Genomic DNA, 24,426 nt, shown 5'->3' on the forward strand with positions numbered 1-24,426 from the left:
GCACTTCCGTCTTCGACAGCACCGGTTGTGACTGACATCTCCGTGGGCGAGATTCTGCGCAGGGCTCGCGAGGCACAAGGCTTCAGCCTTGCCGAAGTGGCGAATGCGCTAAAGCTCAATATCCGGCAGATCGAGGCGCTGGAAAGCGGCCGTTTCGACGAATTGCCTGGCCTGGCCTTCACGCGTGGCTTTCTGAGGAATTACGCGCGTCTGCTGCGGCTGGATGTGGCGCCTTTGCTGGCGAATCTGGACCGGCCGGGCGATGTGGCATCGGTGGAGCTGATGCCCGCGTCGAACGCCCATGGAGACATCCCGCAGGAGGGGCGTGGGCGCTTCCGGAAGTCCATTCTCCCCGGAGTCCTGGCTGCTGCGGGTCTGCTCGGTGTGGTCGTGGCAGGGTGGTATTTCGACACGCAGAAGAAGGTGGCCGAAGAGGTGGCTGTGCAGGTGCCGCCGGTGGTGGCCGAGGGGGCACAAGGCGAGTCGGTACCCCAGGTTCCGGACGCTTCGACTGTTCCGGCTGCCCCGGTAGTCCCGGTGCCTGCGCCGCCGGCCGAGACGGCGGCGCAGCAGGCTGCGGTACCTGCCGCCGACCCGCGCGAAGGGCCTGTGCCTGCTGCTGTGCCGGCAGTGCCGGCCCCAGCTGAAAAAGTGGCCGAGCCCCCGTCTGCCAGACCCACCGGCCAGACCGGCACGGATCAGCTCGTCTTCGAGTTTTCTCAGGACGCATGGGTTGAAGTGAAGGACAGGAACGGCAAGATCCTGTTGTCTCAGCTGGGTAAGGCTGGTTTGCGTCGCGAGGTGAGCGGCACCGCGCCGTTCTCCCTGGTCGTCGGCAATGCCCGTTACGTCAAGTTGCAGCGCAACGGCACGCCCGTGGATCTGACCCCGGCCACCAAGGTGACGGTGGCTCGTCTCAAGCTCGAATAGTCAGGCGCATTTATGGATCTACTACTTTCGGGGCGCGCTTGCGCCCGTCGTCAGACTCGCCAGGTTCGCGTCGGTCATGTGTTGATCGGTTCCGGCGCACCCGTCGTCGTGCAGTCGATGACCAATACGGATACCGCCGACGATTTCGCGACCACGATGCAGGTGGCCCAGTTGGCGCGGGCCGGCTCCGAGCTCGTCCGGATCACCGTCAATAACGACGAAGCGGCCAAGGCCGTGCCGAAGATTCGCGAGAAGCTGCTGGCGATGAACCTCGATGTTCCGCTGGTCGGCGATTTCCATTACAACGGCCACAAGCTGCTGGCCGACAATCCGGCCTGCGCCGAAGCGCTCGACAAGCTGCGCATCAATCCAGGCAACGTGGGGCAGGGCGCCAAGCGCGACACCCAGTTTGCGTCCATCGTCGAGATGGCCTGCAAGTACGACAAGCCGGTGCGCATCGGTGTCAATTGGGGCAGTCTCGATCAGTCTGTGCTGGCACGGATCATGGACGAGAATGCCAAGCGGGCCGTGCCGCGCGATGCCGGCGCGGTGATGCGCGAGGCGCTGGTCACGTCGGCGCTGGAGTCTGCAGCGAAGGCCGAGGAGTATGGCCTGGCTGGTGACAAGATCATCCTGTCCGCCAAGGTCAGTAGCGTGCAGGATCTGATCGCGGTCTACCGTGACATGGCCGCCAAGTGCGACTATCCACTGCATCTTGGTCTGACCGAAGCCGGCATGGGCTCGAAGGGCATCGTGGCGTCCACGGCGGCGCTGGCGGTGCTGTTGCAGGAAGGCATCGGCGACACGATCCGTGTGTCGCTGACTCCCGAGCCCAACGGCAGCCGGACCCAGGAGGTCATCGTCGCCCAGGAGATCCTGCAGACGATGGGCTTGCGTGCGTTCACCCCGATGGTTACCGCCTGTCCGGGCTGCGGTCGGACCACCAGTACCCTGTTCCAGGAACTGGCCTCCGACGTGCAGTCCTTCGTGCGCGACAACATGCCGATCTGGCGCGATCAGTACGATGGCGTCGAAAACATGAGCCTGGCAGTGATGGGCTGCATCGTGAACGGTCCGGGCGAGAGCAAGCATGCGAACATCGGCATTTCCCTTCCGGGGACCGGCGAGTCGCCGGCTGCGCCGGTGTTCGAGGACGGCGTGAAGACCCAGACTCTCCGGGGCGACAACATCGCCAACGAATTCAAGGCCATCATCGAAAACTATGTGGCCCGCACCTACCCCCGCAAGGGCGCAGCGGCCTGATCCGCGCGTTACAGAAAAACAAAAGGAACCATGAGCAAGACCCTCCAGGCCGTGCGCGGGATGAACGACATCCTGCCCGACGAAGCAGAAATCTGGGAGCAATTCGAGGAAATCGTCCGCAACTGGCTGCACAGCTACGGCTATCGCCCGATCCGCATGCCGCTGGTCGAGCCGACCCCGCTGTTCAAGCGAGCCATCGGTGAAGTGACCGATATCGTCGAGAAGGAGATGTATTCCTTCGAGGATGCCCTCAACGGCGAGCATCTGACCCTGCGTCCGGAAGGCACCGCCTCCTGCGTGCGGGCCGCGATCCAGCACAATCTGCTGTTCAGCCATCCGCGTCGCCTGTATTACCAAGGCCCGATGTTCCGTCACGAGCGTCCCCAGAAGGGGCGCTATCGCCAGTTCCATCAGGTCGGTGTCGAGGCACTGGGCTTCGAGGGGCCGGACATTGATGCGGAGCACATCTTGATGTGCGCGCGCCTGTGGGACGATCTCGGCCTGGATGACGTCAAGCTGGAGATCAACTCCCTGGGCAGCAGTGAGGAGCGTGCGGTCCATCGGGCGGCCCTGATCGCCTATCTCGAGCAACATCAGGCACGCTTGGACGAAGACGGCAAGCGTCGTCTCTACACGAATCCACTGCGCATTCTCGACACGAAGAATCCGGATCTGCAGGATATCGTGGAGGGTGCCCCCAAGCTGGCGGAGTTCCTGGGTGAGGAGTCCATCAAGCATTTCGAGGGCGTCCAGGCTGTCCTGAAGGATGCAGGGCTGCCTTATCGCATCAACCATCGGCTGGTGCGAGGGCTGGATTACTACAACCGCACCGTGTTCGAGTGGGTCACGACCCGACTTGGCGCCCAGGGCACTATTTGCGCCGGTGGCCGTTACGATGGCCTCATTGCGCAACTGGGCGGCAAGCCCGCGCCGGCAGCGGGGTTTGCCATGGGGGTCGAGCGTCTGCTGGCCTTGTGGCAGGAGAGCGGCGGCCAGGCGGAACGCATCGTGCCCGATGTGTACCTCGTCCATGCCGGCGAGGAAGCCCAGCGGGCGGCTTTCCGAGTCTCCGAGATGTTGCGCGGTACCGGTTTCTCGGTGACCCAGCATTGTGGTGGCGGTAGCTTCAAGTCCCAGATGAAACGGGCTGACGCCTCTGGTGCTCCGTTCGCCGTGGTGATCGGCGACGACGAGGCCGCGGCTGGTGAAGTCAGTCTCAAGCCCTTGCGCGACGGTGGTGAACAGCTCCGTGTTCCCATGGAAGTGCTCCCGGAAACCCTGGCGGATCGCCTAATCGAATCGGAAGAAGACGATGGCAGCATTTGACCTCGAAGAACAAGAACAGATTTCCCAGATCAAGGGTTGGTGGGAACAGTATGGCAAGCTCGTGACGGCGCTGACGATTGTCGCCGCGCTGGCCTCGGTGGCATGGCAGGGGTGGAACTGGTACGTTGGCAAGCAAAGTGCCGAGGCTTCCGCGCTCTACGATGTCATCCAGCAGGCAGCTGCCGAACGCAATGCCCAGAAGGCTCGTGAAGCTGCCGGTACGCTGATCGAGAAATACAGCAGTACGGCTTATGCTGATCTGGCAGCCCTGCTGTCCGCCAAGGTTCAGGTCGAAGCGGGTGACTTGAAGAACGCGCGGGTGCCGCTGTCCTGGGCCGCCGAAAAGGCCAACGATCCGGCCCTGCGGGGGCTGGCCAAATTGCGCCTGGCGGCCGTTCTGCTCGATGACAAGGCATACGACGAAGCCCTGGCCCAACTGCAGTCCGCACCCGACGAGAGTCTGGCTGCCCGTTATGCCGACCTCAAGGGCGACATCCTGGTCGCTCAAGGCAAGCCGGCAGAGGCGCGTGCCGCCTATAAGGCAGCGGTGGATGCCCTTGGCACGGCCTCCAAGGTGGAAGCGGCGACCCTGCGTGAGATCGCCCAGGCCAAGCTGGATGCGCTTGGAGGTGCCCAATGAAGCGACTTCGTCCGGGTCTTGTCGCTGTTCTTGCGTCTCTGAGTCTGGCCGCATGCTCTACATGGAACCCCTTTGCATCGGGTGACGGAAAACTGTCGGCACTCAAGCCTTTGAGCAGCCCCGTTCGTACCGCCGAGATCTGGCGCACGAGTGTCGGCGACTCGGGACCATTCGTGCTGCAGCCGGCGCTGTCAGGCGATGTGGTGTTTGCCGCCGGACGCGATGGCAAGGTCGTGAAGCTCCAGGGCGGAAAGACCGTCTGGAAAACCGACGTAGGTGTCACCGTATCCGGTGGGGTGGGCAGCGATGGGCAGCTCGTGCTGGTTGCTTCTCCGAAGGGCGACGTCGTCGCGCTGGATGGCGCCAACGGTCAGGTCCGCTGGAAGGTCAAGGTCAATGCCGAGGTGCTCGCCGCGCCGGCTGTTTCGGACGGTATCGTCGTCGTACGCAGTGCCGATAGCCGCTTGTTCGGTCTTGAGCCGGGCAACGGTAAGCAGCGCTGGGTTTACCAACGGGCGACACCGCCGCTGGCCCTGCGCAGTGCGGCTGGTGTCGTGCTGGACGACAAGCTGATCCTGGCTGGCTTTCCAGGCGGTAAGCTTGCCGCGCTGAATCCGGCCACCGGTGCGCTGATGTGGGAAGGCACCGTCGCCATTCCGCGGGGGGCCACCGAGCTCGAGCGCGTGGCGGACATCACCAGCCTGCCGGTGATGAGTGCCCGTGCGACCTGCGCCGTGGCTTATCAGGGGCGGGTGGCATGCTTCGACATGGCCAACGGCTCCACTTTGTGGACTCGGGATCTGTCCAGTTCCCGCGGTCTTGATCTGGATGAACGCCACGTTTTCGTGACCGACGAAAAGGGAGCGGTACACGCCCTCGATATCGCCAATGGTGCGAGCGTGTGGAAGCAGGACCAGCTTGCCGGGCGTTCCCCGGGGCGTCCCCGCGTCATCGGTGCTTATGTGATCGTCGGCGACGGCTTTGGCGACGTCCATGTGCTGCGTCGGGATGACGGAACGCTGGTTGGTCGTGCCCGAATCGTGTCCAGTGCCATTGCGGCTGACCTGCAGCGCGCGGGGAGCGACGTCGTGGTACAGACCCAGAATGGCACTATCTACGCCCTCGGCGTGCAATAACGGAGTCGTTGACGCGTGAAACCCACTCTAGTCCTCGTTGGACGCCCTAATGTGGGCAAGTCGACCTTGTTCAACCGCCTTACCAAGACCCGCGATGCGTTGGTCGCGGACTTCCCGGGTCTGACCCGCGACCGTCGCTACGGCCTTGGTCGAGCGGTCGAGCGGGAGTTCCTGGTTGTCGATACTGCGGGTTTCGACCCGGTGGCGAAGGAAGGCATCGTCCACGAAATGGCCAAGCAGGCGGAACAAGCCATCGCCGAAGCGGATGCGTTGCTGTTCATGGTGGATGCCCGTGCTGGACTGACGCCCCACGATGAGCAGATCGCGAGCCATTTGCGTCGCGCCGGCCGCCCGACCTTCCTGGTCGTCAATAAGGCCGAGGGCATGAACCGGGCGATGGTGTCGGCCGAGTTCCATGCGCTGGGGCTCGGGGATCCCCTGTGCATATCCTCGGCCCATGGTGACAACGTCAATGCGCTGATGGAGTTGATCCTCGAGAGCTTCCCCGTTGATGCAGACGATGACGAGACTGCAGACAAAGGGCCGCGCGTGGCCATTGTCGGTCGTCCCAATGTGGGCAAGTCCACGCTGGTCAATACGCTGATCGGCGAGGAGCGGGTCATCGCCTTCGACATGCCTGGCACCACGCGGGATGCCATTGAGGTGCCTTTCGAGCGTAACGGTCGGAGTTATACCCTGATCGATACGGCAGGCCTGCGCAAGCGTGGAAAGGTGTTTGAGGCCGTCGAGAAGTTTTCCGTGATCAAGACCCTGCAGGCGGTCGAGCAGGCCAATGTGGTGGTGCTGGTGCTGGATGCCAGCCAGGAGATTTCCGAGCAGGATGCCCACATTGGCGGTTTCGTCGTCGAGGCTGGCCGGGCGTTGGTCGTCGCGGTCAATAAGTGGGATGCCATCGATGACTATCGCCGCCAGCGGGTCAAGGAGGACATTGCCCGCAAACTGCCTTTCCTTGGCTTTGCGCGCTTCCTGTATGTTTCTGCCTTGAAGGGGCAGGGCATCGTTCCGATGTTGAAGTGTGTGGACGGCGCCTATGAGGCTGCGATGACCAAGCTGTCCACACCCAAGCTGACGCGTCTGCTGCTCGATGCCGTATTGCGCCAGCAGCCACCGCGGCATGGCGGTTTCCGTCCGAAGATGCGCTATGCCCACCAGGGCGGGATGAATCCGCCCGTGATCGTGATCCACGGCAGTGCGCTGGACGATGTGTCCGCATCCTATGTCCGTTATCTGGAGAGAACTTTCCAGGAGGCGTTCAAATTGCAGGGGACGCCATTGCGGATACAATTCAGATCTTCGCACAACCCCTACGCGAACAAGGATTGAGTAACCTGTTCTCCACACCAGCGAGCTGGCGTCCGTCTGATGCGGCGGCGCAACAAAAAGCTCTATAATTATTCCAAACTAAAACCATAGAGGTTATGACATGAGCAATAAGGGGCAACTCCTGCAAGATCCATTTCTCAACGCCCTGCGTCGTGAACACGTACCCGTTTCGATCTATCTCGTGAACGGCATCAAGCTTCAGGGGCAGGTGGAGTCTTTCGACCAGTACGTCGTGCTCCTGAAGAACACGGTCACCCAGATGGTCTATAAGCACGCCATTTCCACCGTGGTTCCGGCCCGTCCCGTGAATATTCAGCAGGAACAGAACGAGGCAGCAAGCTGAGTTCCGTGACCTCTCGGCCGCAATGCGGCCCACTCCAAGTCGGGTTTCCGCGTGTTTGACCGACCCTCCGCGGGAACCCGCGCACTCTTGATACAAGTCGATTTCGGCCAGGGCGGCATCGAAGAGCGCCTGTCGGAAGTCGGACTGCTGGCGACCAGTGCGGGCGCCAGCGTCGTTGGTGTCGTCCAGTGCCGCAGGCAGGCGCCTGATCCGGCGCTCTATATTGGCAAGGGCAAGGCTGACGAGATCCGGATGGCCGCTCAGCTCGACGAAGCCGATATTGTCATCTTCAATCATGACATTTCGGCTGCGCAGCAACGCAATCTGGAGCGTGTGCTGGAACGTCGGGTGATCGATCGCTCGGCGCTAATTCTCGACATTTTCGCGCTGCGCGCGAAGAGTCACGAAGGCAAGCTGCAAGTAGAGCTGGCTCAGTTGCAACATCTTTCAACCCGGCTGGTCAGGGGGTGGACTCACCTGGAGCGCCAGAAGGGCGGTATCGGGCTGCGTGGCCCGGGTGAGAAACAGCTGGAAACTGACCGTCGGTTGCTCGGTGAGCGCGTGAAGCTGCTGAAGTCCCGTCTGACCCAGCTGGAGCGCCAGCGGGGTGTGCGGCGCCGTGCCCGGGAACGCCGCGATGTACTGACCGTCTCCCTGGTGGGATACACCAATGCGGGCAAGTCTACACTGTTCAATGCCCTGACCAAGGCGGGTGCCTATGCGGCGGATCAGCTGTTTGCGACACTCGATACCACGTCGCGGCGACTTTTTCTGGGTGAGGCCGGGAACATCGTGCTCTCCGATACGGTCGGATTCATTCGCGATCTTCCCCACTCCCTTGTCGCGGCTTTCCATGCCACTCTTGAGGAAACAGTCGCTGCGGACGTATTGCTGCACGTTGTTGACTCGTCGAGCGAAGACAGGGAAGGGCAGATTGCAGCTGTCAATGGCGTTCTCGAGGAAATCGGGGCCGGTAGCCTGCCTCAGATCCAGATCTGGAACAAGATCGATGCCACTCTGGCCAGTCCGGAGGTCCAGCGGGATGCGTGTGGTAATATCTCGCGCGTTTTGCTTAGCGCCAAGACGGGTGAGGGGCTCGGTTTGCTACGGCAGGTGCTGTCCGATATAGCGCTTGCCCACAAGGCATCATTGGTGGCCACATCGGTAACGCAGGATTCCGTCTGACGGATCCTTCCCATCACCCTTCCCGGAGCGGATTTTTACTGTGATCTCAGGCATTCTCATGTCTCTCAACGATCCCAAATGGGGTAATCGCGGCGGCGACAACCGCGGCGGCGGCGATGGAAACCAGGGGCCTCCCGATCTGGAGGAACTCTGGCGTGACTTCAACCGGCGTCTGTCCGGCATGTTCGGGCGAGATTCCGGCCAGGGCAACGGATCGGGTGGTGGAGATGGAGGCAATCGCACTCCCGATTTCAACATGCGGCAGTTTGGCGGCGGTATCGGTCTGATCGCTGCTTTTGCTGTCGTTGTCTGGCTGGCCAGCGGTTTTTACATCGTCGATGCGAGCCAGCGCGGTATCGTGCTTCAGTTCGGTCGCTTTCAGGAATCCACCGAACCCGGCCTGCGCTGGCGCCTGCCTTATCCGATCCAGACCCATGAACTGGTCAATCTGACTGGCGTTCGCACGGTCGAGATCGGCTATCGCGGCTCGGAACGCAACAAGGTGCTCAAGGAAGCCTTGATGCTGACGGACGATGAGAACATCGTGAACATACAGTTCGCGGTGCAGTACATCCTGAAGGATCCGCAGCAGTACCTGTTCAACAACCGCAACTCCGATGACTCGGTGATCCAGGCGGCCGAAACGGCGGTCCGGGAGATCGTCGGCAAGAGCAAGATGGATTTCGTGCTCTACGAAGGTCGTGAGCAGGTCGCCGCCAATGCCCAGAAGCTGACGCAGGACATCCTTGATCGCTACGCGACCGGTATTCAGGTCAGCAAGGTGACGATGCAGAATGCGCAGCCTCCTGAGCAGGTCCAGGCCGCGTTCGACGATGCAGTGAAGGCGGGCCAGGATCGGGAGCGCCAGAAGAACGAAGGTCAGGCTTACGCCAATGACGTGATCCCGCGTGCCCGCGGGGCGGCCTCCCGTCTCATCGAAGAGGCCGATGCCTACAAGGGGCGTGTGGTTGCCCAGGCCGAGGGTGATGCGTCGCGCTTCAAGCAGATCTACACCGAATACGCCAAGGCGCCGGAAGTCACGCGTCAGCGCATGTACATCGATACCATGCAGCAGATCTTCTCCAATACCTCCAAGGTCATGGTGGATGCCCGCGGTAGTGGCAATCTGCTTTACCTGCCGCTGGACAAGCTGATTCAGCAGACGGCTGCGCCGACTGCCACGCCAGCGACAGAGCCCGTGCAGGCCAGCCGTCCAGTGTCGTCCCCGGTGACCGAGAGCAATGTCGCTCCGCCGCGGGCTGACGCATTGTTGGGAGAGTCCCGCACCCGTGAGGCTGCGCGCAACCGCGAGCGGGGAGAACGTTGATGCGTGAACGACTGCCATTGATTTTTGGTGCGGGCCTGTTCGGCGTGGCTGTGCTGTCCATGTCGCTGTTTACTGTCGACCAGCGACAGCATGCACTGGTCTTCCAGCTGGGCGAGGTGAAGGGGCAGATCAGCGAGCCGGGTCTGCATTTCAAGATTCCGCTGATCCAGAACGTCCGCTATTTCGACAAGCGCATCTTGACTCTGGATACTTCCGAGCCAGAGCGTTTCATCACGTCCGAAAAGAAGAATGTCCTGGTGGACCTCTTCGTGAAGTGGCGCATCGTCGATCCCAAGCTCTACTATGTGTCCGTGGGCGGCGATGAAATGCGTGCCCGCACGCGCCTGGAGCAGACGGTCAATGCCGGTCTGCGCGAAGAGTTCGGCAAGCGTACGGTGCATGAGGTCGTCTCCGGAGAGCGGGAGAAGATCATGGATGAAATGCGCGTGAAGGCGGATCTCGATTCCCGGAAAATCGGGGTCCAGATCGTGGACGTTCGTCTCAAGCGCGTAGACTTGCCAGCTGAGGTTTCCGAGTCCGTCTATCGCCGCATGGAAGCAGAGCGGAAGCGGGTGGCCAACGAGTTGCGTTCCCAAGGTGGTGCCGAGGCAGAAAAGATCAAGGCCGATGCGGACAAGCAGCGGGAAGTGATCATTGCTGAAGCCTATCGGGATGCCCAGAAGGTCAAGGGTGACGGTGATGCCAAGGCTTCGGCGATCTACGCCCAGGCCTTTGGGCAAAGTCCGGAGTTCTATGCCTTCTATCGCAGCCTCGAGGCCTATCGGAACAGTTTCAAGAGCAAGTCGGATGTGATGGTTGTCGAGCCCAATTCCGAGTTCTTCAAGTACCTCAAGAGCCCTGGTGGGCGGGCTGCAGCCAGCGACGCTGGCAAGAGCAAGAAATAATAATGGGGCGGTCCCTCATCCTCGCCTTCGCACTGATGCTGGTGCTTGAAGGCGTTGTGCCCTTTATCGCGCCAGCCCTCTGGAGGGAAACCTTTGCCCGTCTCGTTCGTATGGCGGACGGGCAGATCCGTTTTGTTGGCCTCGGCTCCATGCTGCTGGGCCTTGTTGTTCTATTCGTTTTTTCGTAAGGCGCTACCCCATGTTGCGTTGGGTTCTACCCGAATATATCCAGGACGCTTTGCCTGCCGAAGCAGCCAAACTGGAAGATCTGCGCCGTCGTCTGCTCGACGCTTTCCGTCTCAATGGTTATCAGCTCGTTGCTCCGCCCCTGCTCGAATACCTGGAGTCCCTGCTGACCGGTGCGGGGCAGGATCTGCAGCTGAAGACCCTCAAGCTGGTCGATCAACTCTCCGGTCGCACGATGGGGGTACGGGCCGACATCACGCCGCAGGTTGCGCGGATCGATGCGCATCTGCTCAACCGGAAGGGCGTCGCTCGCCTGTGTTATTGCGGCAGTGTCGCGCATGCAGTGCCTTCGTCGCTAACGGCGACGCGGGAGCCCCTCCAGCTAGGGGCAGAGATCTATGGTCATGCCGGCCTGGAGGCCGATGCGGAGGTGATCCGTCTGCTTGCCGAAGCGTTGCAGGCCGCCGGGGTGGGGACGTCCCGTATCGATCTCGGCCACGTCGGGCTTTTCAAGGCCTTGGTCGCCAAGGCTGGTATCGGGCCGGAGCGGGAAGAGCCACTGTTCGATTGCCTGCAATCCAAGGATTTGCCTGGCTTGTGTGACCTGCTGGAAGGCGTCGCCGAGGACGTTCGTGCAGCCCTGCTGGCCTTGCCGACCTTGTATGGCGGTGCCGAGGTGCTGGCCCAGGCCCGTGCAGTCTTGCCGGCCGATGTCGAGATCCAGGCCGCTCTGGATGGTCTGCAGTGGCTGGCTGGTGAGCTGGAAGGGCTGCCGATCAGTTTCGATCTGGCCGATTTGCGGGGCTACCATTACCACAGTGGTGTGGTTTTTGCGGCCTATGGTGGCAACTCGCCGGTTGCGCTCGCGCTGGGCGGTCGTTACGACAGCGTCGGACGAGCCTTTGGCCGCGGTCGTCCGGCTACCGGTTTCAGTCTGGATTTACGGGAACTCGCTGCTCAGGTTGCCGACCCGTCGCTGCCGGGCGCCATTCTGGCTCCGGGCGGGCGCGATCCGCAGCTGCAAGCGGTCATCGCGGCCCTGCGCGGCAACGGTGAAAGCGTGGTGATTGAATTGCCCGGCCATGATGGCACGTGGCGCGAGGCCGGCTGTGACCGGCATCTGGTTCTGCGGGGCGGTGCCTGGCAGGTTGAACCGCTTCAGGGAGAGTGAATAAATGGCAAAGAACGTTGTGGTTGTGGGTACCCAGTGGGGTGACGAAGGCAAAGGCAAGATCGTTGACTGGCTGACCGATCAGGCTCAGGGTGTTGTCCGTTTCCAGGGCGGCCATAACGCCGGCCACACGCTGGTCGTCGGCACCACCGAGTACAAGCTGAACCTGGTGCCGTCCGGCATCGTCCGTGATGGCGTGCAGTGCTTCATCGGCAATGGCGTAGTGCTGGACATCCACCATCTGCTGGCCGAGGTTCGTGGCCTGGAAGCTGGCGGCATCAAGGTGCGTGAGCGTCTGAAGATCAGCCCGGGCTGTCCGATCATCCTCGGTTACCACTCTGCGCTCGATCGTGCCCGCGAGGCCAAGAAGAGCGCCGGTGACAAGATCGGTACCACCGGCAAGGGCATCGGCCCGACCTATGAAGACAAGGTCGCCCGTCGCGCGCTGCGCGTGTACGACCTGTTCCATCCGGAGCGTTTCGCCGAGAAGCTGAAGGAGAACCTGGATTACCACAACTTCGTGCTGACCCAGTATCTGGGTGCCGATCCGGTGGATTTCCAGACCGTTTACGATCAGGCTCTGGCCGATGCGGAAGAGATCCGTCCGATGGTCACCGATGTGTCCGCCGACCTATACGCAATCAACAAGTCCGGCGGCAACTTGCTGTTCGAAGGTGCGCAAGGCACCTTGCTGGACATCGACCACGGCACCTATCCCTTCGTGACCTCCAGCAACTGCGTAGCGGGTCAGGCTGCGGCCGGTAGCGGTGTTGGCCCTGGTCGTCTGCATTACGTGCTGGGCATCACCAAGGCCTACTGTACCCGCGTGGGTGGCGGCCCGTTCCCGACCGAGCTGGATTTCGAAACGGCAGGCACGCCGGGTTATCAGATGTCGACGGTCGGTCGTGAGTTCGGCACCGTGACCGGGCGCAAGCGTCGCTGTGGCTGGCTCGATCTGGCTGCGTTGAAGCGTTCCATCATCATCAACGGCGTCTCCGGCCTGTGCATCACCAAGCTGGATGTGCTGGATGGTCTGACGGAACTCAAGCTGTGCACCGGCTACATGCTTGACGGCAAGCGCGTCGATCTGCTGCCGATGGGGGCCGAGGAAGTGGTGCGTTGCGAGCCTATCCTCGAGACGCTGCCCGGCTGGAGCGGGACGACCTTCGGCGCGCGTACTTGGGACGCGCTGCCGCCCGAAGCGCGTGCCTATCTGCACCGCATCGAGGAGATCTGTGAAGTCTCCATCGACGTGATTTCCACCGGTCCCGAGCGTGACGAGACGATTCTGAAGCGCCACCCGTTCGGCGCCTGATCGACGTTTCCGGCTTGGCCCGGGTGTTGCCGTCCCTGGTGGGCGGTGTCATACGGGCCAATTGTTTGGGCACGCCGGAGGGCCACAGGGCGATAGGCAAACAAAAAGCCGACGGAAAACCGTCGGCTTTTTGTCGTTTGCGTGACGCGGATTACTTGACCGTCGCCTTGCTGCGCAGCTCGGCGATGTGGCGTTCCACGCGCTGCTGCTCGAGGCGTTGCTTGATCTGACCCTTCACCTCGTCGAAGCCCGGTGCCTTCAAGGCCCGGCTGTCCTCAAGCTTGATGACGTGATAGCCGAAATCGGTCTTCACCGGGGTGGTGGTGATCTTGCCCTTTTCGAGCTTGGTCAGGGCTTCGGAGAAAGGCTTGACGAAGCTGGCCGGATTGGCCCAGCCGAGGTCGCCGCCCTTGTCCTTGGAGCCGGGGTCCTTGGACTGCTTGGCGAGCTCCTCGAACTTCTCACCCTTTTCGAGCTTGGCGATGATGGCCTTGGCCTCGTCCTCCTTCTCGACCAGGATGTGGCGCGCCTTGTATTCCTTGTCGCCCAGCTGGGATTTGATCTTGTCGTACTCGGACTTCACTTCGCCGTCGGTGACCGGGTGGCTCTTCACGAAATCCTGCAGGTAGGCGCGAATCAGCACGGCCTGGCGGGCCAGTTCGACCTGGGCCTGGACTGCGGCGGACTTCTCGAAACCCTTTTTGCGGGCTTCCTGGGAGAGCACCTCGCGACGGACGAGCTCTTCCTTCACGGCGTTGCGCAGTTGCTCGGAGTCGGGAGCGCCCTGGGACTTCTGCTCGGAGATCATCACGTCGGCACGGGCCTGGGGGATGGCGGTGCCGTTGACCGTCACCACGTTCTGGGCGAAGGCGGGAATCGCGATGGTGGCTGCGAGGAGGGACAGAGCCAGGCGGCTCGGGATGATTTTCATCAGTTTTCCTTGCTGGTGGAGCGGGTTGAAATTCAACTTTCGTCGGGTGTCCTGGCCTGGATGGCCAGGGCATGGATTTCCTGGCGCATCAGATCGCCGAGGGTGTCGTACACCAGGCGGTGACGGGCGACTGTGTTCTTGCCGTTGAACGCCATCGATACGATGGTGAGGCGGTAATGGCCTCCTCCGGAGCGTGCCCCAGCATGGCCGGCATGCAGATGGCTGTCGTCGATCAGCTCGATGGCCGACGGTGCCAACGCATCAAGACGCTGGCGGATGTCGTCCATGACGCTCATGGCAGGACTTTCTTGAAGGGTTTTACGGTACAGCGCACGAAAACCCCGGTGGTCGCATAGGGATCGGCGGCAGCCCAGGCTTCAGCCTCGGCCAGGGAGGCGAAGTCGGCGACGATCACGCTGCCCGTGAAGCCGGCGGGGCCCGGATCCGGCGAGTCGACGGCCGGACAGGGGCCGGCCAGCACGAGGCGGCCTTCCGCCTGCAGGGCCTGCAGGCGGGCCAGATGTTCGGCGCGCACGGCCAGGCGCTTGTCGAGGGAGTTGGGGGCGTCTTCGCCGATCAGGGCATACAGCATTATTTGGATTCCTCCTCGATGTAACGGGACAGCAGCATTCCCTGAGCCAGCACGAACACGAGCATCAGGCCCATGCCGCCGAAAAGCTTGAAGTTGACCCAGGTGTCTTCGGAAAAGTTGTAGGCAACGAACAGGTTGATCACGCCCATCGCGCCAAAGAACCCGGCCCAGGCCAGGTTGAGCCTGCCCCACAGGGGGTCGGGCAGCTTCATCTGGGCTTCCAATAGACTACGGATCAGGTTCTTGCCAAGGAACTGGGCGGAAAACAGCAGCGATCCGGCAAAGAACCAGTACAGCACGGTCGGCTTCCACTTGATGAAGGTCGGATTCTGGAAGAACAGGGTGGCGCCACCAAAGAGGGTGACGATCACGAGGCTGACCCACAGCATGGTGTCCACCTTCCGATGGCGGAACCATACCCAACCGATCTGGGCGACGGTGGCGGCGATGGCCACGGCAGTCGCCGCAAAGATGCCGGCAAACTTGTAGGCAATGAAGAAAAGGATGATCGGGAACAGGTCGAAAAGAAATTTCATCAGTTCAGAGAAAGGGGATGCGAGGCGGTGAGGGCGGTCGGTAGCGTGCGCGTCAGGCGAGGTCGGCACGGTTGCGCATGTGGTCGGCAAGGCCGAGGATGGCGGTCCACAGTTTGTCCCGCAGTGGGCCGGAAGGCAGGCATTCATCGAAAGCCGTTTCCATGCACATCAGCCACTGGTCGCGTTCCCGGTTGGCAATCGCAAAGGGCAGGTGGCGGGCGCGCAGGCGGGGATGGCCGAATTCCTGTTCGTAGAGCGGCGGGCCGCCGAGCCAGCCGGTCAGGTACTTGAACAGTTTCTCTTCCGAACCGGACAGGTCTTCCGGGTGCATCTGGCGGACGTCCCATGCCTCGGGGAGGGTGTCCATGAGTTCGTAGAAACGATGGACAAGGTGACGAATGGTCTCTTCGCCACCGAGTTCGGCGTAGGGCGTGAGTGGTTCAAGCGCCATGGATATCCAGCTCTCCGATACGGCCACAGCGCAGGTTGGCGGGCAGGGCTTCGTCCATCATGCTCGGGGGAGGCAGGCCAAGGCTGGCCATCAGTTCGATGAATTCTTGCCGGCTGCGTCCGGCCAGGCGAGGATTGCCGCCTTTTTCCTGGGCGATGCTTGATACGCGTGCACCGCGGTAATCGTGGCCCGGATAGACCAGCGTTTCGTCCGGGAAAGTAAACAGACGTTCGGTGATGCTGTCGTACAGTTGCCCGGCGTCACCGCCCTGGAAGTCGGTGCGGCCGCAGCCGCCTATCATCAGCGCGTCGCCCGTGAAGAGCCGATCGCGCCAGTGGTAGGTGACGCAGCCTGGCGTATGTCCTGGTGTAGGAATGACGCGGATGACCTCGTTGCCGAACACGATGGTGTCCCCATCACCAACCGTGCGATCGGCGCAGCCCACGCCGCCGCCGGTGCTGATGACGCTGCGGGCGCCGGTGACCTCTCGTAGACCGGCGGAGCCGGTGATGTGGTCGGCATGAACATGGGTCTCCATAACCCAGATCAGCTGGAGTTCCTGCTCCTGTAGAAAGCTGATGTAGGCGCCCACGTGTTCCTTCACCGAATCGATGATGACTGCATCGCCGGTCATCGGGTCGGCCAGGAGGTAGCTGAGCGTGCAGCTGTGCGGATCGAAGAACTGGCGGAACAGGATCATGGATGTGGCGCCAAAACGGAATAGCATCGATTCTAGCTTCAACTCAGGCTTTTGTTGTGGCTCGAAGGTGGATGCTGGCAGTCAGCCCGCCGCCCTGTCGCGGTGCCAGGCGAAATTCGCCCTGCTGGCCACGTACGATGCGATCGACGATGGCCAGCCCGAGCCCCGACCCTTTGGTATTGCTGCGGGCGGATTCGAGCCGGGTAAACGGTCGCTTGACACGCTCGATGTCGGCCTCTGGAATGCCCGGGCCACGATCGAGCACGCGGATCGTTGGCCGACCCTGGTCTACGCCGATTTCCAGCTCAGGCGGCGAGCCTGCGTAACGCAGCGCATTTTCAATCAGGTTTGTGACGGCACGTCGCAGGGCTTGTGGACGGGCGGCCGCCATCACGGAGCCGATGCTGCGCAGTTCCAGCGTGAAGCCGCGGCGGGCATACAGGGTGACCAGTTCGGCGGCGAGTTCGGAGAGATCGAGCAAGTTCAGTGCTTCGCCTCCGTCCAGCTTCGAAAACTCGAGGAACTGGCCGATGATGCGGTCCATGTCCTCAATGTCGGAGACCATCGCGTCGATGTCGGCCGGATCGGCGCCACACATCTCGATGCCCAGGCGCAGGCGCGCCAGCGGCGTGCGCAGGTCGTGGGATACGCCGGCCAGGATCAGCGCCCGGTCGGCATCGAGCTGCTGCAGGTCGTGGGACATCTGGTTGAAGGCGTGGGCGAGATCGGACAGTTCGGTGGGGCCGCTTTCGCTCAATTGCGGCGGAACCTCGCCACGGCCGACGGTGCGGGCTGCGGCCGCCATCGCCTTGAGGGGCAGGCTGACTCGGGAGACGATCATGTAGGCACCCAGCGTGGCGAGACACAGGGCTGCCGCACCCCACCACATCCATTCCTGGGCGTGGGGGCGAATGATCCGCTCGCTGGGTAGCATGACCCAGAATTCCATGCTCTCCGACGGCGGGTCGTCGTCCAGCCTGAAACTGACCCAGAAACCGGTCAGGCCTTCCCAGGAGGATGCAAAGCGGGTCTCCATGCCTAACTGCTTGCGGACGTCGTTGATCACCATCCGCATGATTGCCGTATCCTCCAGCGGCTGCAACTTGTCCTGGGCCTCGGCGGGATAGATGCGAATGCCTTCCAGGGTTGCCAGATCGAGCAGCAGGTCCTTGCGTCGTGCTGGGTCGGCATTGAGGAGCGCAGTGCGGGTCAGGTTGATGATGCTGATCACCGTCTGGGCGGTCTGGCGCGCCCGGCTGGCCTGGTCGAAATGGCTGAAGATCGCCGACCACACCGCCACCGAGGCCAGCATCAGCGCCGCCACCACTAGAAAGATGCGCCATAGCAGCGTGCGGGGTGCTGCGTGGAGCAGGGAGCGGTAGCGGGCCGATGGCATGTTGCGACGGACGGACGGGAGCGGGGACGCTCCCAGCCTCACTGGGTATGCTTGTTGCCGTCCGGTACGAAGACGTAGCCAAAGCCCCATACGGTCTGGATGTAGCGGGGCTTGCCGGGGTCTTCCTCGATGAGCTTGCGCAGGCGGGAGATCTGCACGTCGATGGAGCGGTCAAACACGTCGTATTCACGGCCGCGGGCCAGTTCCATCAGGCGGTCCCGCGAGAGGGGCTGGCGGGGATGCTGCAGCAGCACCTTGAGCAGCGCGAACTCGCCGGTGGTGAGCAGGGTTTCCTCGCCGTTGCGGATCAGCATGCGGGTACCGAGCTGGACGACGATCTGGCCGAAGCGCACGTCCTCGTCATCGGCCGCCGGTGCGCCGGGGGGCGTCTGTGGCTGGCGGCGCAGCACGGCGTTGATGCGGGCCACCAGTTCGCGAGGGTTGAAGGGCTTGGGAAGATAATCGTCTGCCCCCATCTCCAGGCCGACGATGCGGTCCACATCGTCGCCCTTGGCGGTGAGCATCACGATGGGAATGCCGTTGTTGGTGCCGCGCAGGCGCCGGCAGATCGACAGGCCGTCTTCGCCCGGCAGCATGAGGTCGAGCACCATCAGGTCGAAGTGTTCGCGCAGCAGCGCACGATCCATCTGCGCCGCGTCGGCCACTGTCTTGACGTTGAAGCCCTGTTCGCCAAGGTAACGTTTCAGCAGGTCGCGCAGGCGAAGGTCGTCGTCAACGACGAGAATGCGAAAGCTCTCTTTTTCCATGGGCTGAATGCTAGCCGCTCGTTTGCAGGCCGGCTAGCGGGACGATGGAGGACACGGGTAAATAAACGTAAGTGTCGCGATTCGCCTAACATTCCCTTACAAACCGTCGCACCTTGGTTCGTTCGGCCTGCCAGAATCAAATCGGCCCGCTTCTCGGGGATGCCTGAATGATTGCGGCCGGGTTAGGATAAGCGCCATGTGCAATGAGACAACTTTGCCGAACAAGTCTGGTCGAGGCCCGAGCTTGACGCTGGGGTTGTTGCTGGTCGGTCTGCTGGCGTCGGGGGCTGCGGCAGCTCAGGGGAACGAGCGCTTAGGGCCTTTCCTCCGCCAGTATGCGGTTCCTCAGGATCGTCAAGGGCGGGAGATGCCGGCTTTTTCCGCTGAACCGATGCGACGCCAGGAAGTCGACGAGAGTCGCAACCCCCGCCGCTGGTCGCCCGAGGAGAGGCGTCAGCTGCGGCGCGATGTCCACGAGGCTGGCCGGGACGTCTACGGCGACCGTCACCGCCGTCCGGACTGAAGGCTGCTGGCGGTTCGCGTCGTCAACGACGCGGCTTCCAGGGCCGGAGGGCGGTAGAATGCGCCTCCTATGAAGATTCTCGCCCTCGAAACCTCCACCGAATACGGCTCTGTCGCACTGCTCGACGGAGATCGCCTCGTCGAGCGTCCGGTGCTCGGCCGTCCCGGCCATTCGGAAACCATTCTTCCTGAAGTGCGTGCGCTCCTGAAGGAAACTGCGGTCGAACTCGCGGAACTCGATGCGATCGCCTTCGGCGCTGGTCCGGGAGCCTTTACTGGCTTGCGTCTGGCCTGTGGCGTAGCGCAGGGACTTGCGCTAGGGGCCGGGAAGCCGGTGGTGCCGGTGGGCACGCTGGAAGCGCTGGCAGACCAATGCGATCAAACCTCCATTTTCGTAGCTGCGGATGCGCGGATGTCGGAGGTCTACTTCGCCGCCTATCGGCGAATCAATGGTGTGCTGGTCGAGCAGGCTGCGCCGGCGTGTGCCGTTCCTGCGGCCGTGGTGCTGCCGGTGGATGGCGAATGGTTCGGCTTCGGTTCTGCCTTTGGCGCCTACGGGGATGCGCTGATCCCGGCTCTTGGCGGACGCCTGGCCGGCTTCGATGCATCGCCTGTGCCCAGGGCGTCCAGCGTGGCACGCCTGGCTGCGACGCGTTTTGCCCAGGGAGGGGCGATCGACCCGGCCCTGGCGGCACCTTTGTACGTACGTGACAAGGTCGCCATGACCACCGCCGAGCGTCTCGCCAGCGGAGGGCGGGCGTGACGCTGGTTGAACTGAATTTTGTGCCCATGCGCGACGACGACCTGGAGTGGGTCGCGCTGCAGGATGCACAGCTGTACCCCTTTCCCTGGTCCGTGGGCAATTTCTCCGACTCCATGCGTTCCGGCTACAGTTGCTGGACCATGCTGGACAGGGCGCAACCAGTTGGTTATGCAGTGCTGATGATGGTGCTCGACGAAGCCCACATTCTCAACATCAGCGTGGTTGTCGAGCGTCAGCGTCAGGGCTTGGGGCGCTGCCTGCTGGCGCATCTGGGGAGCGTGGCCCGCCAGGCTGGCGCCCGTCAGTTGTTCCTCGAGGTGCGCCCATCCAATAGCGCGGCACTGGCGCTCTACGAGCGCGCCGGTTTCGAGATCATCGGTCGTCGCAAGGGTTATTACCCTGCAGCGGCAGGGCGCGAGGATGCGCTGGTGATGAGGTCCCGCCTGTGAGTACCTTGCGATGAACCTGCGTCGAAACGGCATCCTGCGGGAGATGGGGCTGGCGCCCCTGTGGCGACTCCGCAGCGCAGGCGATGAACAGGAGGACGCGGTCGTCGTTCCTGCTGCGCTGCTGCCTGAGCCGGCGGTGGAGCGGCCTGCTGCGGTGCCGCCAGCGCTGCCACGGCCCCTCCGGAACGTGTTGCCGGCTGTAGTGCCGGCGGCGCCGGAGCGCATCCAGTCCGGCGAGGCGCCGCCGGCGTCCGTCCGCGTCGCGGGGCTGGACTGGGATGCGCTCGAAGCGCGCATCCGCGGTTGCGAGGCCTGCGGCCTGTGCCGACGGCGTAAGCAGGCGGTGCCGGGCGTTGGCGACCGGGAGGCCGACTGGCTGTTCGTCGGTGAAGGGCCGGGGGCCGAAGAGGACGAGCGCGGCGAACCTTTTGTTGGTCAGGCCGGGCGCCTGCTGGACAACATGCTTGCCGCGATCGGGCTGAAGCGGGGCGAGGACGTCTACATCGGCAATGCCGTGAAATGCCGGCCACCCCACAACCGGACGCCGGACACCGCGGAGCTGGCTGCCTGCTTTCCTTATCTGCAGCGCCAGATCGAACTGATCCGTCCCCGCCTGATCGTGGCCCTCGGCCGTCCGGCGGCGCAAGCCCTGCTCAATCAGGAAATCAGGATCGGCGCCGCACGGGGCAAGCTGTTTGCTTACGGATCGATACCGGTCATCGTGACCTATCACCCGGCCTACCTGCTGCGAAATCTCCCCGACAAGGCCAAGGCCTGGGAAGATCTGTGCTTTGCCCGACGCACCATGCAGGGCCTCAAGGCTGCCGACAAGACACTGGGGCCGGTTTGAAAGCCCCTGCCCTCGGGCAGAGGGCCTCTGCATGCGCATCGTGCGTCACTCGAAGCGTTTTCACGGAAGGCCTCTTTCATGCGTATCCGGTTGCTCGTGTTCCTGCTGCTATCGGCAAGCCTGATGAGCGGTTGTGGGTATCACCAGATCCAGGCCGACGATGAGCAGGTGGTGGCGTCCGCCTCCGAGTTCATTGCGCTCAGTCGGCGGCGGGCGGATCAGGTGCCCAATCTGATCCAGGTGGTGCACACCTACGCGCCGAATGAGCGGGAAGCCTTGAGCCGCGTGAAGGTGGCGCAGGATTCCGTTGCGGAGCACACCCCAACAAAGGCCGATTCCTCGAATGGCCGGGATGCGATGCGCGAGTTCTCTGACGGGAACATGCAACTGTCCCAGGCGATCGAGAGACTGCTGGCCGTTGCCGAGAATTACCCGGCCCTCAAGGCCGATGCCAATTTCCGCGACATCGAGGCCCAGATGGAGGGCGCCGAGACGCATCTCGACGCGGCCCGGGGCAGGTATGCCGATGCGGTGGCGGCATACAACGCAGCGATCGGGACATTTCCGGGCCGCGTCACAGCGCTGCTGATGGGGGCCAAGCCCAGGGACGCGCTGCGCTGACGGGGTGTATGAAGAGGCCGGATCCGTTCGGCCGGCGCCTCCTCAGGCCTGGGGCGAACCCTTGTCGAGGGCAAAGTAGATTGCCGCACCGTGGCCTGTTTCACCTTCAGCCCAAACCTCGCCGCCGTGCCTGTGCAGGATGCGTGCGACGGTCGCGAGGCCGATACCGGTGCCGGGAAACTCCCGGTCGGTGTGCAGGCGCTGGAAGGGACGGAACAGGTTGTCCCGATAGCGCATGTCGAATCCCGCGCCATTGTCACGAACGACAAAGGCTGCATGCCCGTCGTGGTGGGTTGCCGCCACCTGGATCTCCGCCTGCTCGGTGTGGCCGGTGAATTTCCAGGCATTGCCGAGCAGATTTTCAAGCACCGTCCGCATCAGGCTCGGATCGGCCTCCACCTGCAGACAGGGGGCGATGTCGATGCTTATCTGTCGGTCCGGTTCCTGTTGTTGCAGCTCGTCGCAGATGGCCCGGGCCAGCCGGGACAGGTCCACCTGGCGTCGCTCCAGCGGTTTGCGGCTGACCCGCGAGAGGGTCAGCAGATCGTCGATCAGCTGGCTCATGCGATGAGCCGCGGCGCGGACGCGGCGCAGCAGTTCCCGGGCTTCGTCGTCGAGCCGGTCGGCGTAGTCCGTGCCGATGATGGTGCTGTAGCCCTCGATGGCCCGCAGCGGGGTCCGCAGATCGTGAGATACCGAGTAGCTGAAGGACTCCAGTTCGGCCAGTGCGGCACTCAACTGGGAGGTCCGCTCCGCCACCCTTTGTTCCAGTTCGGCATTGAGGCGCTTGATCGCGCGCTCAGCGAATTTTCGTTCGGTGAGATCCGTGCCGACGCTGACGACGTGGGGTTTTCCGTCCAGCTGGACACGCCGGCTCACCAGCAGGAAGGGGACCGGATCACGCCCGTTGCGCTGGAGCAGGACTTCCGCCGAGGCCTCGCCAGCCTGCAGGGCCGTATCGAGGCGATGGGCCATCATCGGCGCCTGTTCCTGAATCACGAGCTGCCGGGCTTCCCGGTGCACCAGCTGGCTCTCGTCCAGGCCGGTCAGATCGCGGACGAAGCGGTTCCACAGCACGAGGTGGCCGGCTTCATCGAACAGGAAGAAGGGCGTCGGCAGGCTGTCGATGAGGCCGCGGGAGAAGTCCCGCTCGGCCTTGAGCTGCTGTTCGGCCTCGATCGAAAACGGGTCCATCTCCGTAGAGGCGTCCCGGAAGACGACGACGACCCCTACCGGCGCCTTGTGGGGGGCGGCGAGGATGGGGGCGCCGCTGTCGGCAATGGGGCGCTGCCGGCCATGGCGATCGACAAGCAAGGTGCCCCGGGGTAGCGTCACCTTGCCGCCTTCGCGCATGACCCGCTGGGCCGGGCATTCAGCGGTTGTCCCGTCTTCGGCGTGGACGAGGGGCAGGACCTCGGTCAGCGGGCGCCCGCGGGCTTCCTCCTCGGGCCAGCCGGTCATCTGTTCGGCAACCGGATTCATCAGGGTAACGCGGCAGTGCTCGTCGGTGGCGATCACCGCTTCGCCGATGCTGCGCAGGGTCATGGACAGGTACTCGCGGGTAGCGCGCTGGGCGGTCTGGTCGATCACCACCCCGACAATCGCCGCGAGGCTGCCGTCCGGCTTGCGCAGCAGGGTCATGGCGTCGTGCAGCCAGAGCTGTCCCTGGCGTGGCGAATCGAGCCGATACTCGACGTCGACTTCCACAGGCGCGTGGCCCGGTGTCAGCAAGGCGTCATCGATGCGCGCCCAGATCCGCCCGAGCTCTTCGGGTGGCAGATAGCGCAGGAAATGCAGCCAGCCGCCCGGGGCGCACAGGGCATCCACCGGCGTGGCCAGCCAGTCTTCGGCGCGCTTGGATATGTACTCGTAGCGCTCGTGGCCAGGGTCGAAGCGGTACAGCATGTGCCGGGTATGGGCCAGTACTTCGGACAGATGGGCGTCGGGATGCACGTCCGGCGCGGGGCCGGCGGCAGGCTGCGGGGGGGTTGCCGTTGGTTCGGTAGCCTGCGCCGATCGCGCCAGCAGAAATCTGCAGGCGACAAGGAAGAACAGCAGGCTCGTGCCGACGATGGCCAGTGGCGGCGGCCCTCCGTACCTGCTGCCGAATACCGCCAGGCTGCTCAGCAGGGCATGGGCGAGCGTCAGAAGGACGGCTGCGCGCGTGCCGCCCGTCATGTCCGGGCTCCAGGTGAGGGGTGTCCTGCTGCGGTTTCGGTGAGGCTTTCCACGATGCTGCTTTAAAATCCTGTCTTTGAGTCTGCTTGAGCCCCTGGTTTCTTGAACATGCCCCCAATCCTTCCCGAGCAGGACACCGTTTTCATGCGCCTGGCGCTCGAGCTGGCCGAAGATGCCGGTCGTTGTGGTGAAGTCCCGGTTGGCGCACTCATCGTCGACGCTGACGGGCAGGTGGTCGGACGTGGCTTCAATCAGCCCATCCTCCGCCACGACCCCACCTCTCATGCCGAAGTGATGGCTTTGCGGGATGCCGCCGCGCGCCTCGGCAATTACCGACTGCCGGGCTGCACCCTGTACGTCACCCTCGAACCCTGCGCCATGTGCGCCGGCGCAATCATGCATGCACGGATCGGCCGGGTGGTTTTTGGCGCCCGGGATCCAAAGACCGGGGTTGCCGGTAGCGTAATCGATCTGTTTGCGGAGACACGCCTAAACCATCACGCTGCCATCGAGGGAGGCGTGCTGGCGGAGGCGTGCGGTGGCCTGCTGTCGAGTTTTTTTGCGGCCCGGCGTAAGCGGGCGGCGGGGGCATGAGCGCC

The 24,426-nt window shown here is 63.2% G+C and carries 27 protein-coding genes; 18 read left to right on the top strand and 9 right to left on the bottom strand.

Going from position 1 to position 24,426, the window contains the following annotated elements; all coding sequences use genetic code 11:
* Positions 1-27: 27 nt before the first annotated feature.
* The 13 genes from B4920_RS12030 to B4920_RS12090 all read left to right on the top strand — a co-directional run bounded on the left by B4920_RS12030 (position 28) and on the right by B4920_RS12090 (position 13,071).
* Positions 28-930 carry a RodZ domain-containing protein gene (locus tag B4920_RS12030; RefSeq protein WP_161493294.1) on the top strand — a complete coding sequence of 301 codons (903 nt, stop codon included), beginning with the start codon at positions 28-30 and terminating at the stop codon, positions 928-930.
* Between the two features lie 12 nt (positions 931-942).
* A complete protein-coding gene (ispG, locus tag B4920_RS12035) occupies positions 943-2,193 on the top strand; it encodes a flavodoxin-dependent (E)-4-hydroxy-3-methylbut-2-enyl-diphosphate synthase (RefSeq protein WP_079434935.1) in 1,251 nt (416 codons plus the stop codon).
* A 30-nt stretch (positions 2,194-2,223) separates the two neighbouring features.
* Positions 2,224-3,519: a histidine--tRNA ligase gene (hisS, locus tag B4920_RS12040; protein WP_079434936.1), complete on the top strand. Its 1,296-nt coding sequence runs from the start codon at positions 2,224-2,226 to the stop codon at positions 3,517-3,519.
* The gene (locus B4920_RS12045; protein ID WP_079434937.1) at positions 3,506-4,159 is read left to right on the top strand and encodes a tetratricopeptide repeat protein; all 654 of its coding nucleotides are present in this window, start codon (positions 3,506-3,508) and stop codon (positions 4,157-4,159) included. Before hisS ends, B4920_RS12045 begins: the two co-directional genes overlap by 14 nt.
* Positions 4,156-5,295 carry an outer membrane protein assembly factor BamB gene (gene bamB / locus B4920_RS12050; protein WP_079434938.1) on the top strand — a complete coding sequence of 380 codons (1,140 nt, stop codon included), beginning with the start codon at positions 4,156-4,158 and terminating at the stop codon, positions 5,293-5,295. The genes B4920_RS12045 and bamB overlap by 4 nt, the downstream gene beginning before the upstream one ends.
* A gap of 15 nt (positions 5,296-5,310) precedes the next feature.
* Positions 5,311-6,639 carry a ribosome biogenesis GTPase Der gene (der, locus tag B4920_RS12055; RefSeq protein WP_079434939.1) on the top strand — a complete coding sequence of 443 codons (1,329 nt, stop codon included), beginning with the start codon at positions 5,311-5,313 and terminating at the stop codon, positions 6,637-6,639.
* 100 nt (positions 6,640-6,739) lie between these two features.
* Positions 6,740-6,982: an RNA chaperone Hfq gene (gene hfq, locus B4920_RS12060; RefSeq protein WP_079434940.1), complete on the top strand. Its 243-nt coding sequence runs from the start codon at positions 6,740-6,742 to the stop codon at positions 6,980-6,982.
* Between the two features lie 51 nt (positions 6,983-7,033).
* Positions 7,034-8,167, top strand: a complete 1,134-nt coding sequence (hflX, locus tag B4920_RS12065) for a GTPase HflX (RefSeq protein WP_079434941.1) — start codon at positions 7,034-7,036, stop codon at positions 8,165-8,167.
* A gap of 58 nt (positions 8,168-8,225) precedes the next feature.
* Positions 8,226-9,494 carry an FtsH protease activity modulator HflK gene (gene hflK, locus B4920_RS12070; protein WP_079434942.1) on the top strand — a complete coding sequence of 423 codons (1,269 nt, stop codon included), beginning with the start codon at positions 8,226-8,228 and terminating at the stop codon, positions 9,492-9,494.
* The gene (gene hflC / locus B4920_RS12075; RefSeq protein WP_079434943.1) at positions 9,494-10,399 is read left to right on the top strand and encodes a protease modulator HflC; all 906 of its coding nucleotides are present in this window, start codon (positions 9,494-9,496) and stop codon (positions 10,397-10,399) included. The genes hflK and hflC overlap by 1 nt, the downstream gene beginning before the upstream one ends.
* A 2-nt stretch (positions 10,400-10,401) precedes the next feature.
* On the top strand, positions 10,402-10,587 hold the full coding sequence (locus B4920_RS12080) for a DUF2065 domain-containing protein (protein WP_079434944.1): 186 nt from the start codon (positions 10,402-10,404) through the stop codon (positions 10,585-10,587).
* 11 nt (positions 10,588-10,598) lie between these two features.
* Entirely contained in the window at positions 10,599-11,756 is a 1,158-nt protein-coding gene (locus tag B4920_RS12085; RefSeq protein ID WP_368664721.1) for an ATP phosphoribosyltransferase regulatory subunit, read from the top strand.
* 4 nt (positions 11,757-11,760) lie between these two features.
* On the top strand, positions 11,761-13,071 hold the full coding sequence (locus B4920_RS12090; protein WP_079434945.1) for an adenylosuccinate synthase: 1,311 nt from the start codon (positions 11,761-11,763) through the stop codon (positions 13,069-13,071).
* 151 nt (positions 13,072-13,222) lie between these two features.
* Here B4920_RS12090 and B4920_RS12095 read toward each other — a convergent pair whose 3' ends face one another.
* The 8 genes from B4920_RS12095 to ompR are packed head-to-tail and all read right to left on the bottom strand — an operon-like array spanning position 13,223 to position 18,444.
* Positions 13,223-14,002: a peptidylprolyl isomerase gene (locus tag B4920_RS12095; protein ID WP_079434946.1), complete on the bottom strand. Its 780-nt coding sequence runs from the start codon at positions 14,000-14,002 to the stop codon at positions 13,223-13,225.
* A gap of 32 nt (positions 14,003-14,034) precedes the next feature.
* On the bottom strand, positions 14,035-14,298 hold the full coding sequence (locus B4920_RS12100; RefSeq protein WP_079434947.1) for a BolA family transcriptional regulator: 264 nt from the start codon (positions 14,296-14,298) through the stop codon (positions 14,035-14,037).
* The gene (locus B4920_RS12105) at positions 14,295-14,594 is read right to left on the bottom strand and encodes a YciI family protein (protein ID WP_079434948.1); all 300 of its coding nucleotides are present in this window, start codon (positions 14,592-14,594) and stop codon (positions 14,295-14,297) included. Before B4920_RS12105 ends, B4920_RS12100 begins: the two co-directional genes overlap by 4 nt.
* Positions 14,594-15,130, bottom strand: a complete 537-nt coding sequence (locus tag B4920_RS12110) for a septation protein A (protein ID WP_079434949.1) — start codon at positions 15,128-15,130, stop codon at positions 14,594-14,596. Before B4920_RS12110 ends, B4920_RS12105 begins: the two co-directional genes overlap by 1 nt.
* A gap of 52 nt (positions 15,131-15,182) precedes the next feature.
* Positions 15,183-15,581 (bottom strand): group II truncated hemoglobin, encoded by a 399-nt coding sequence (locus B4920_RS12115; protein WP_079434950.1) that lies wholly within the window; start codon positions 15,579-15,581, stop codon positions 15,183-15,185.
* A complete protein-coding gene (locus B4920_RS12120) occupies positions 15,571-16,281 on the bottom strand; it encodes an MBL fold metallo-hydrolase (RefSeq protein WP_305847116.1) in 711 nt (236 codons plus the stop codon). Before B4920_RS12120 ends, B4920_RS12115 begins: the two co-directional genes overlap by 11 nt.
* A gap of 43 nt (positions 16,282-16,324) precedes the next feature.
* Positions 16,325-17,677, bottom strand: coding sequence for a sensor histidine kinase (locus B4920_RS12125; protein WP_079434951.1), 1,353 nt, complete (start codon positions 17,675-17,677; stop codon positions 16,325-16,327).
* 38 nt (positions 17,678-17,715) lie between these two features.
* Positions 17,716-18,444: a two-component system response regulator OmpR gene (gene ompR / locus B4920_RS12130; RefSeq protein WP_079434952.1), complete on the bottom strand. Its 729-nt coding sequence runs from the start codon at positions 18,442-18,444 to the stop codon at positions 17,716-17,718.
* A gap of 592 nt (positions 18,445-19,036) precedes the next feature.
* On the opposite strand from ompR, the gene tsaB reads away from it, so the two are divergent.
* The 4 genes from tsaB (at position 19,037) to B4920_RS12155 (ending at position 21,649) form a co-directional block, all read left to right on the top strand.
* Positions 19,037-19,729 (top strand): tRNA (adenosine(37)-N6)-threonylcarbamoyltransferase complex dimerization subunit type 1 TsaB, encoded by a 693-nt coding sequence (gene tsaB, locus B4920_RS12140; RefSeq protein ID WP_079434954.1) that lies wholly within the window; start codon positions 19,037-19,039, stop codon positions 19,727-19,729.
* Entirely contained in the window at positions 19,726-20,178 is a 453-nt protein-coding gene (gene rimI / locus B4920_RS12145) for a ribosomal protein S18-alanine N-acetyltransferase (RefSeq protein ID WP_368664722.1), read from the top strand. Before tsaB ends, rimI begins: the two co-directional genes overlap by 4 nt.
* Positions 20,179-20,188: 10 nt before the next feature.
* Complete coding sequence (locus B4920_RS12150) at positions 20,189-21,028, top strand: uracil-DNA glycosylase (RefSeq protein WP_216819854.1); 840 nt, start codon at positions 20,189-20,191, stop codon at positions 21,026-21,028.
* A 78-nt stretch (positions 21,029-21,106) separates the two neighbouring features.
* Positions 21,107-21,649: a LemA family protein gene (locus B4920_RS12155; RefSeq protein ID WP_079434955.1), complete on the top strand. Its 543-nt coding sequence runs from the start codon at positions 21,107-21,109 to the stop codon at positions 21,647-21,649.
* Between the two features lie 42 nt (positions 21,650-21,691).
* On the opposite strand, the gene B4920_RS12160 is transcribed toward B4920_RS12155, so the two are convergent.
* Positions 21,692-23,827 carry a PAS domain S-box protein gene (locus B4920_RS12160; RefSeq protein WP_079434956.1) on the bottom strand — a complete coding sequence of 712 codons (2,136 nt, stop codon included), beginning with the start codon at positions 23,825-23,827 and terminating at the stop codon, positions 21,692-21,694.
* A gap of 108 nt (positions 23,828-23,935) precedes the next feature.
* Between B4920_RS12160 and tadA the strand changes: the two genes are divergently transcribed.
* On the top strand, positions 23,936-24,421 hold the full coding sequence (tadA, locus tag B4920_RS12165) for a tRNA adenosine(34) deaminase TadA (RefSeq protein ID WP_079434957.1): 486 nt from the start codon (positions 23,936-23,938) through the stop codon (positions 24,419-24,421).
* Positions 24,422-24,426 lie beyond the last annotated feature (5 nt).

The sequence above is a fragment of the Zoogloea sp. LCSB751 genome (assembly GCF_002028455.1).
Taxonomy (GTDB): Bacteria; Pseudomonadota; Gammaproteobacteria; order Burkholderiales; family Rhodocyclaceae; genus Zoogloea.

What these genes read in the sequence shown, in the direction of transcription:
- B4920_RS12115 (WP_079434950.1), bottom strand. Translation starts at nt 15,581, where the DNA reads ATGGCGCTTGAACCACTCACGCCCTACGCCGAACTCGGTGGCGAAGAG.
- hfq (WP_079434940.1), top strand. Translation starts at nt 6,740, where the DNA reads ATGAGCAATAAGGGGCAACTCCTGCAAGATCCATTTCTCAACGCCCTG.
- B4920_RS12150 (WP_216819854.1), top strand. Translation starts at nt 20,189, where the DNA reads ATGAACCTGCGTCGAAACGGCATCCTGCGGGAGATGGGGCTGGCGCCC.
- B4920_RS12160 (WP_079434956.1), bottom strand. Translation starts at nt 23,827, where the DNA reads ATGACGGGCGGCACGCGCGCAGCCGTCCTTCTGACGCTCGCCCATGCC.
- B4920_RS12105 (WP_079434948.1), bottom strand. Translation starts at nt 14,594, where the DNA reads ATGCTGTATGCCCTGATCGGCGAAGACGCCCCCAACTCCCTCGACAAG.
- tadA (WP_079434957.1), top strand. Translation starts at nt 23,936, where the DNA reads ATGCCCCCAATCCTTCCCGAGCAGGACACCGTTTTCATGCGCCTGGCG.
- B4920_RS12045 (WP_079434937.1), top strand. Translation starts at nt 3,506, where the DNA reads ATGGCAGCATTTGACCTCGAAGAACAAGAACAGATTTCCCAGATCAAG.
- hisS (WP_079434936.1), top strand. Translation starts at nt 2,224, where the DNA reads ATGAGCAAGACCCTCCAGGCCGTGCGCGGGATGAACGACATCCTGCCC.
- B4920_RS12110 (WP_079434949.1), bottom strand. Translation starts at nt 15,130, where the DNA reads ATGAAATTTCTTTTCGACCTGTTCCCGATCATCCTTTTCTTCATTGCC.
- B4920_RS12090 (WP_079434945.1), top strand. Translation starts at nt 11,761, where the DNA reads ATGGCAAAGAACGTTGTGGTTGTGGGTACCCAGTGGGGTGACGAAGGC.
- B4920_RS12120 (WP_305847116.1), bottom strand. Translation starts at nt 16,281, where the DNA reads ATGATCCTGTTCCGCCAGTTCTTCGATCCGCACAGCTGCACGCTCAGC.
- B4920_RS12100 (WP_079434947.1), bottom strand. Translation starts at nt 14,298, where the DNA reads ATGAGCGTCATGGACGACATCCGCCAGCGTCTTGATGCGTTGGCACCG.
- tsaB (WP_079434954.1), top strand. Translation starts at nt 19,037, where the DNA reads ATGAAGATTCTCGCCCTCGAAACCTCCACCGAATACGGCTCTGTCGCA.
- ispG (WP_079434935.1), top strand. Translation starts at nt 943, where the DNA reads ATGGATCTACTACTTTCGGGGCGCGCTTGCGCCCGTCGTCAGACTCGC.
- B4920_RS12125 (WP_079434951.1), bottom strand. Translation starts at nt 17,677, where the DNA reads ATGCCATCGGCCCGCTACCGCTCCCTGCTCCACGCAGCACCCCGCACG.
- B4920_RS12085 (WP_368664721.1), top strand. Translation starts at nt 10,599, where the DNA reads ATGTTGCGTTGGGTTCTACCCGAATATATCCAGGACGCTTTGCCTGCC.
- ompR (WP_079434952.1), bottom strand. Translation starts at nt 18,444, where the DNA reads ATGGAAAAAGAGAGCTTTCGCATTCTCGTCGTTGACGACGACCTTCGC.
- bamB (WP_079434938.1), top strand. Translation starts at nt 4,156, where the DNA reads ATGAAGCGACTTCGTCCGGGTCTTGTCGCTGTTCTTGCGTCTCTGAGT.
- B4920_RS12080 (WP_079434944.1), top strand. Translation starts at nt 10,402, where the DNA reads ATGGGGCGGTCCCTCATCCTCGCCTTCGCACTGATGCTGGTGCTTGAA.
- hflC (WP_079434943.1), top strand. Translation starts at nt 9,494, where the DNA reads ATGCGTGAACGACTGCCATTGATTTTTGGTGCGGGCCTGTTCGGCGTG.
- hflK (WP_079434942.1), top strand. Translation starts at nt 8,226, where the DNA reads ATGTCTCTCAACGATCCCAAATGGGGTAATCGCGGCGGCGACAACCGC.
- B4920_RS12155 (WP_079434955.1), top strand. Translation starts at nt 21,107, where the DNA reads ATGCGTATCCGGTTGCTCGTGTTCCTGCTGCTATCGGCAAGCCTGATG.
- B4920_RS12095 (WP_079434946.1), bottom strand. Translation starts at nt 14,002, where the DNA reads ATGAAAATCATCCCGAGCCGCCTGGCTCTGTCCCTCCTCGCAGCCACC.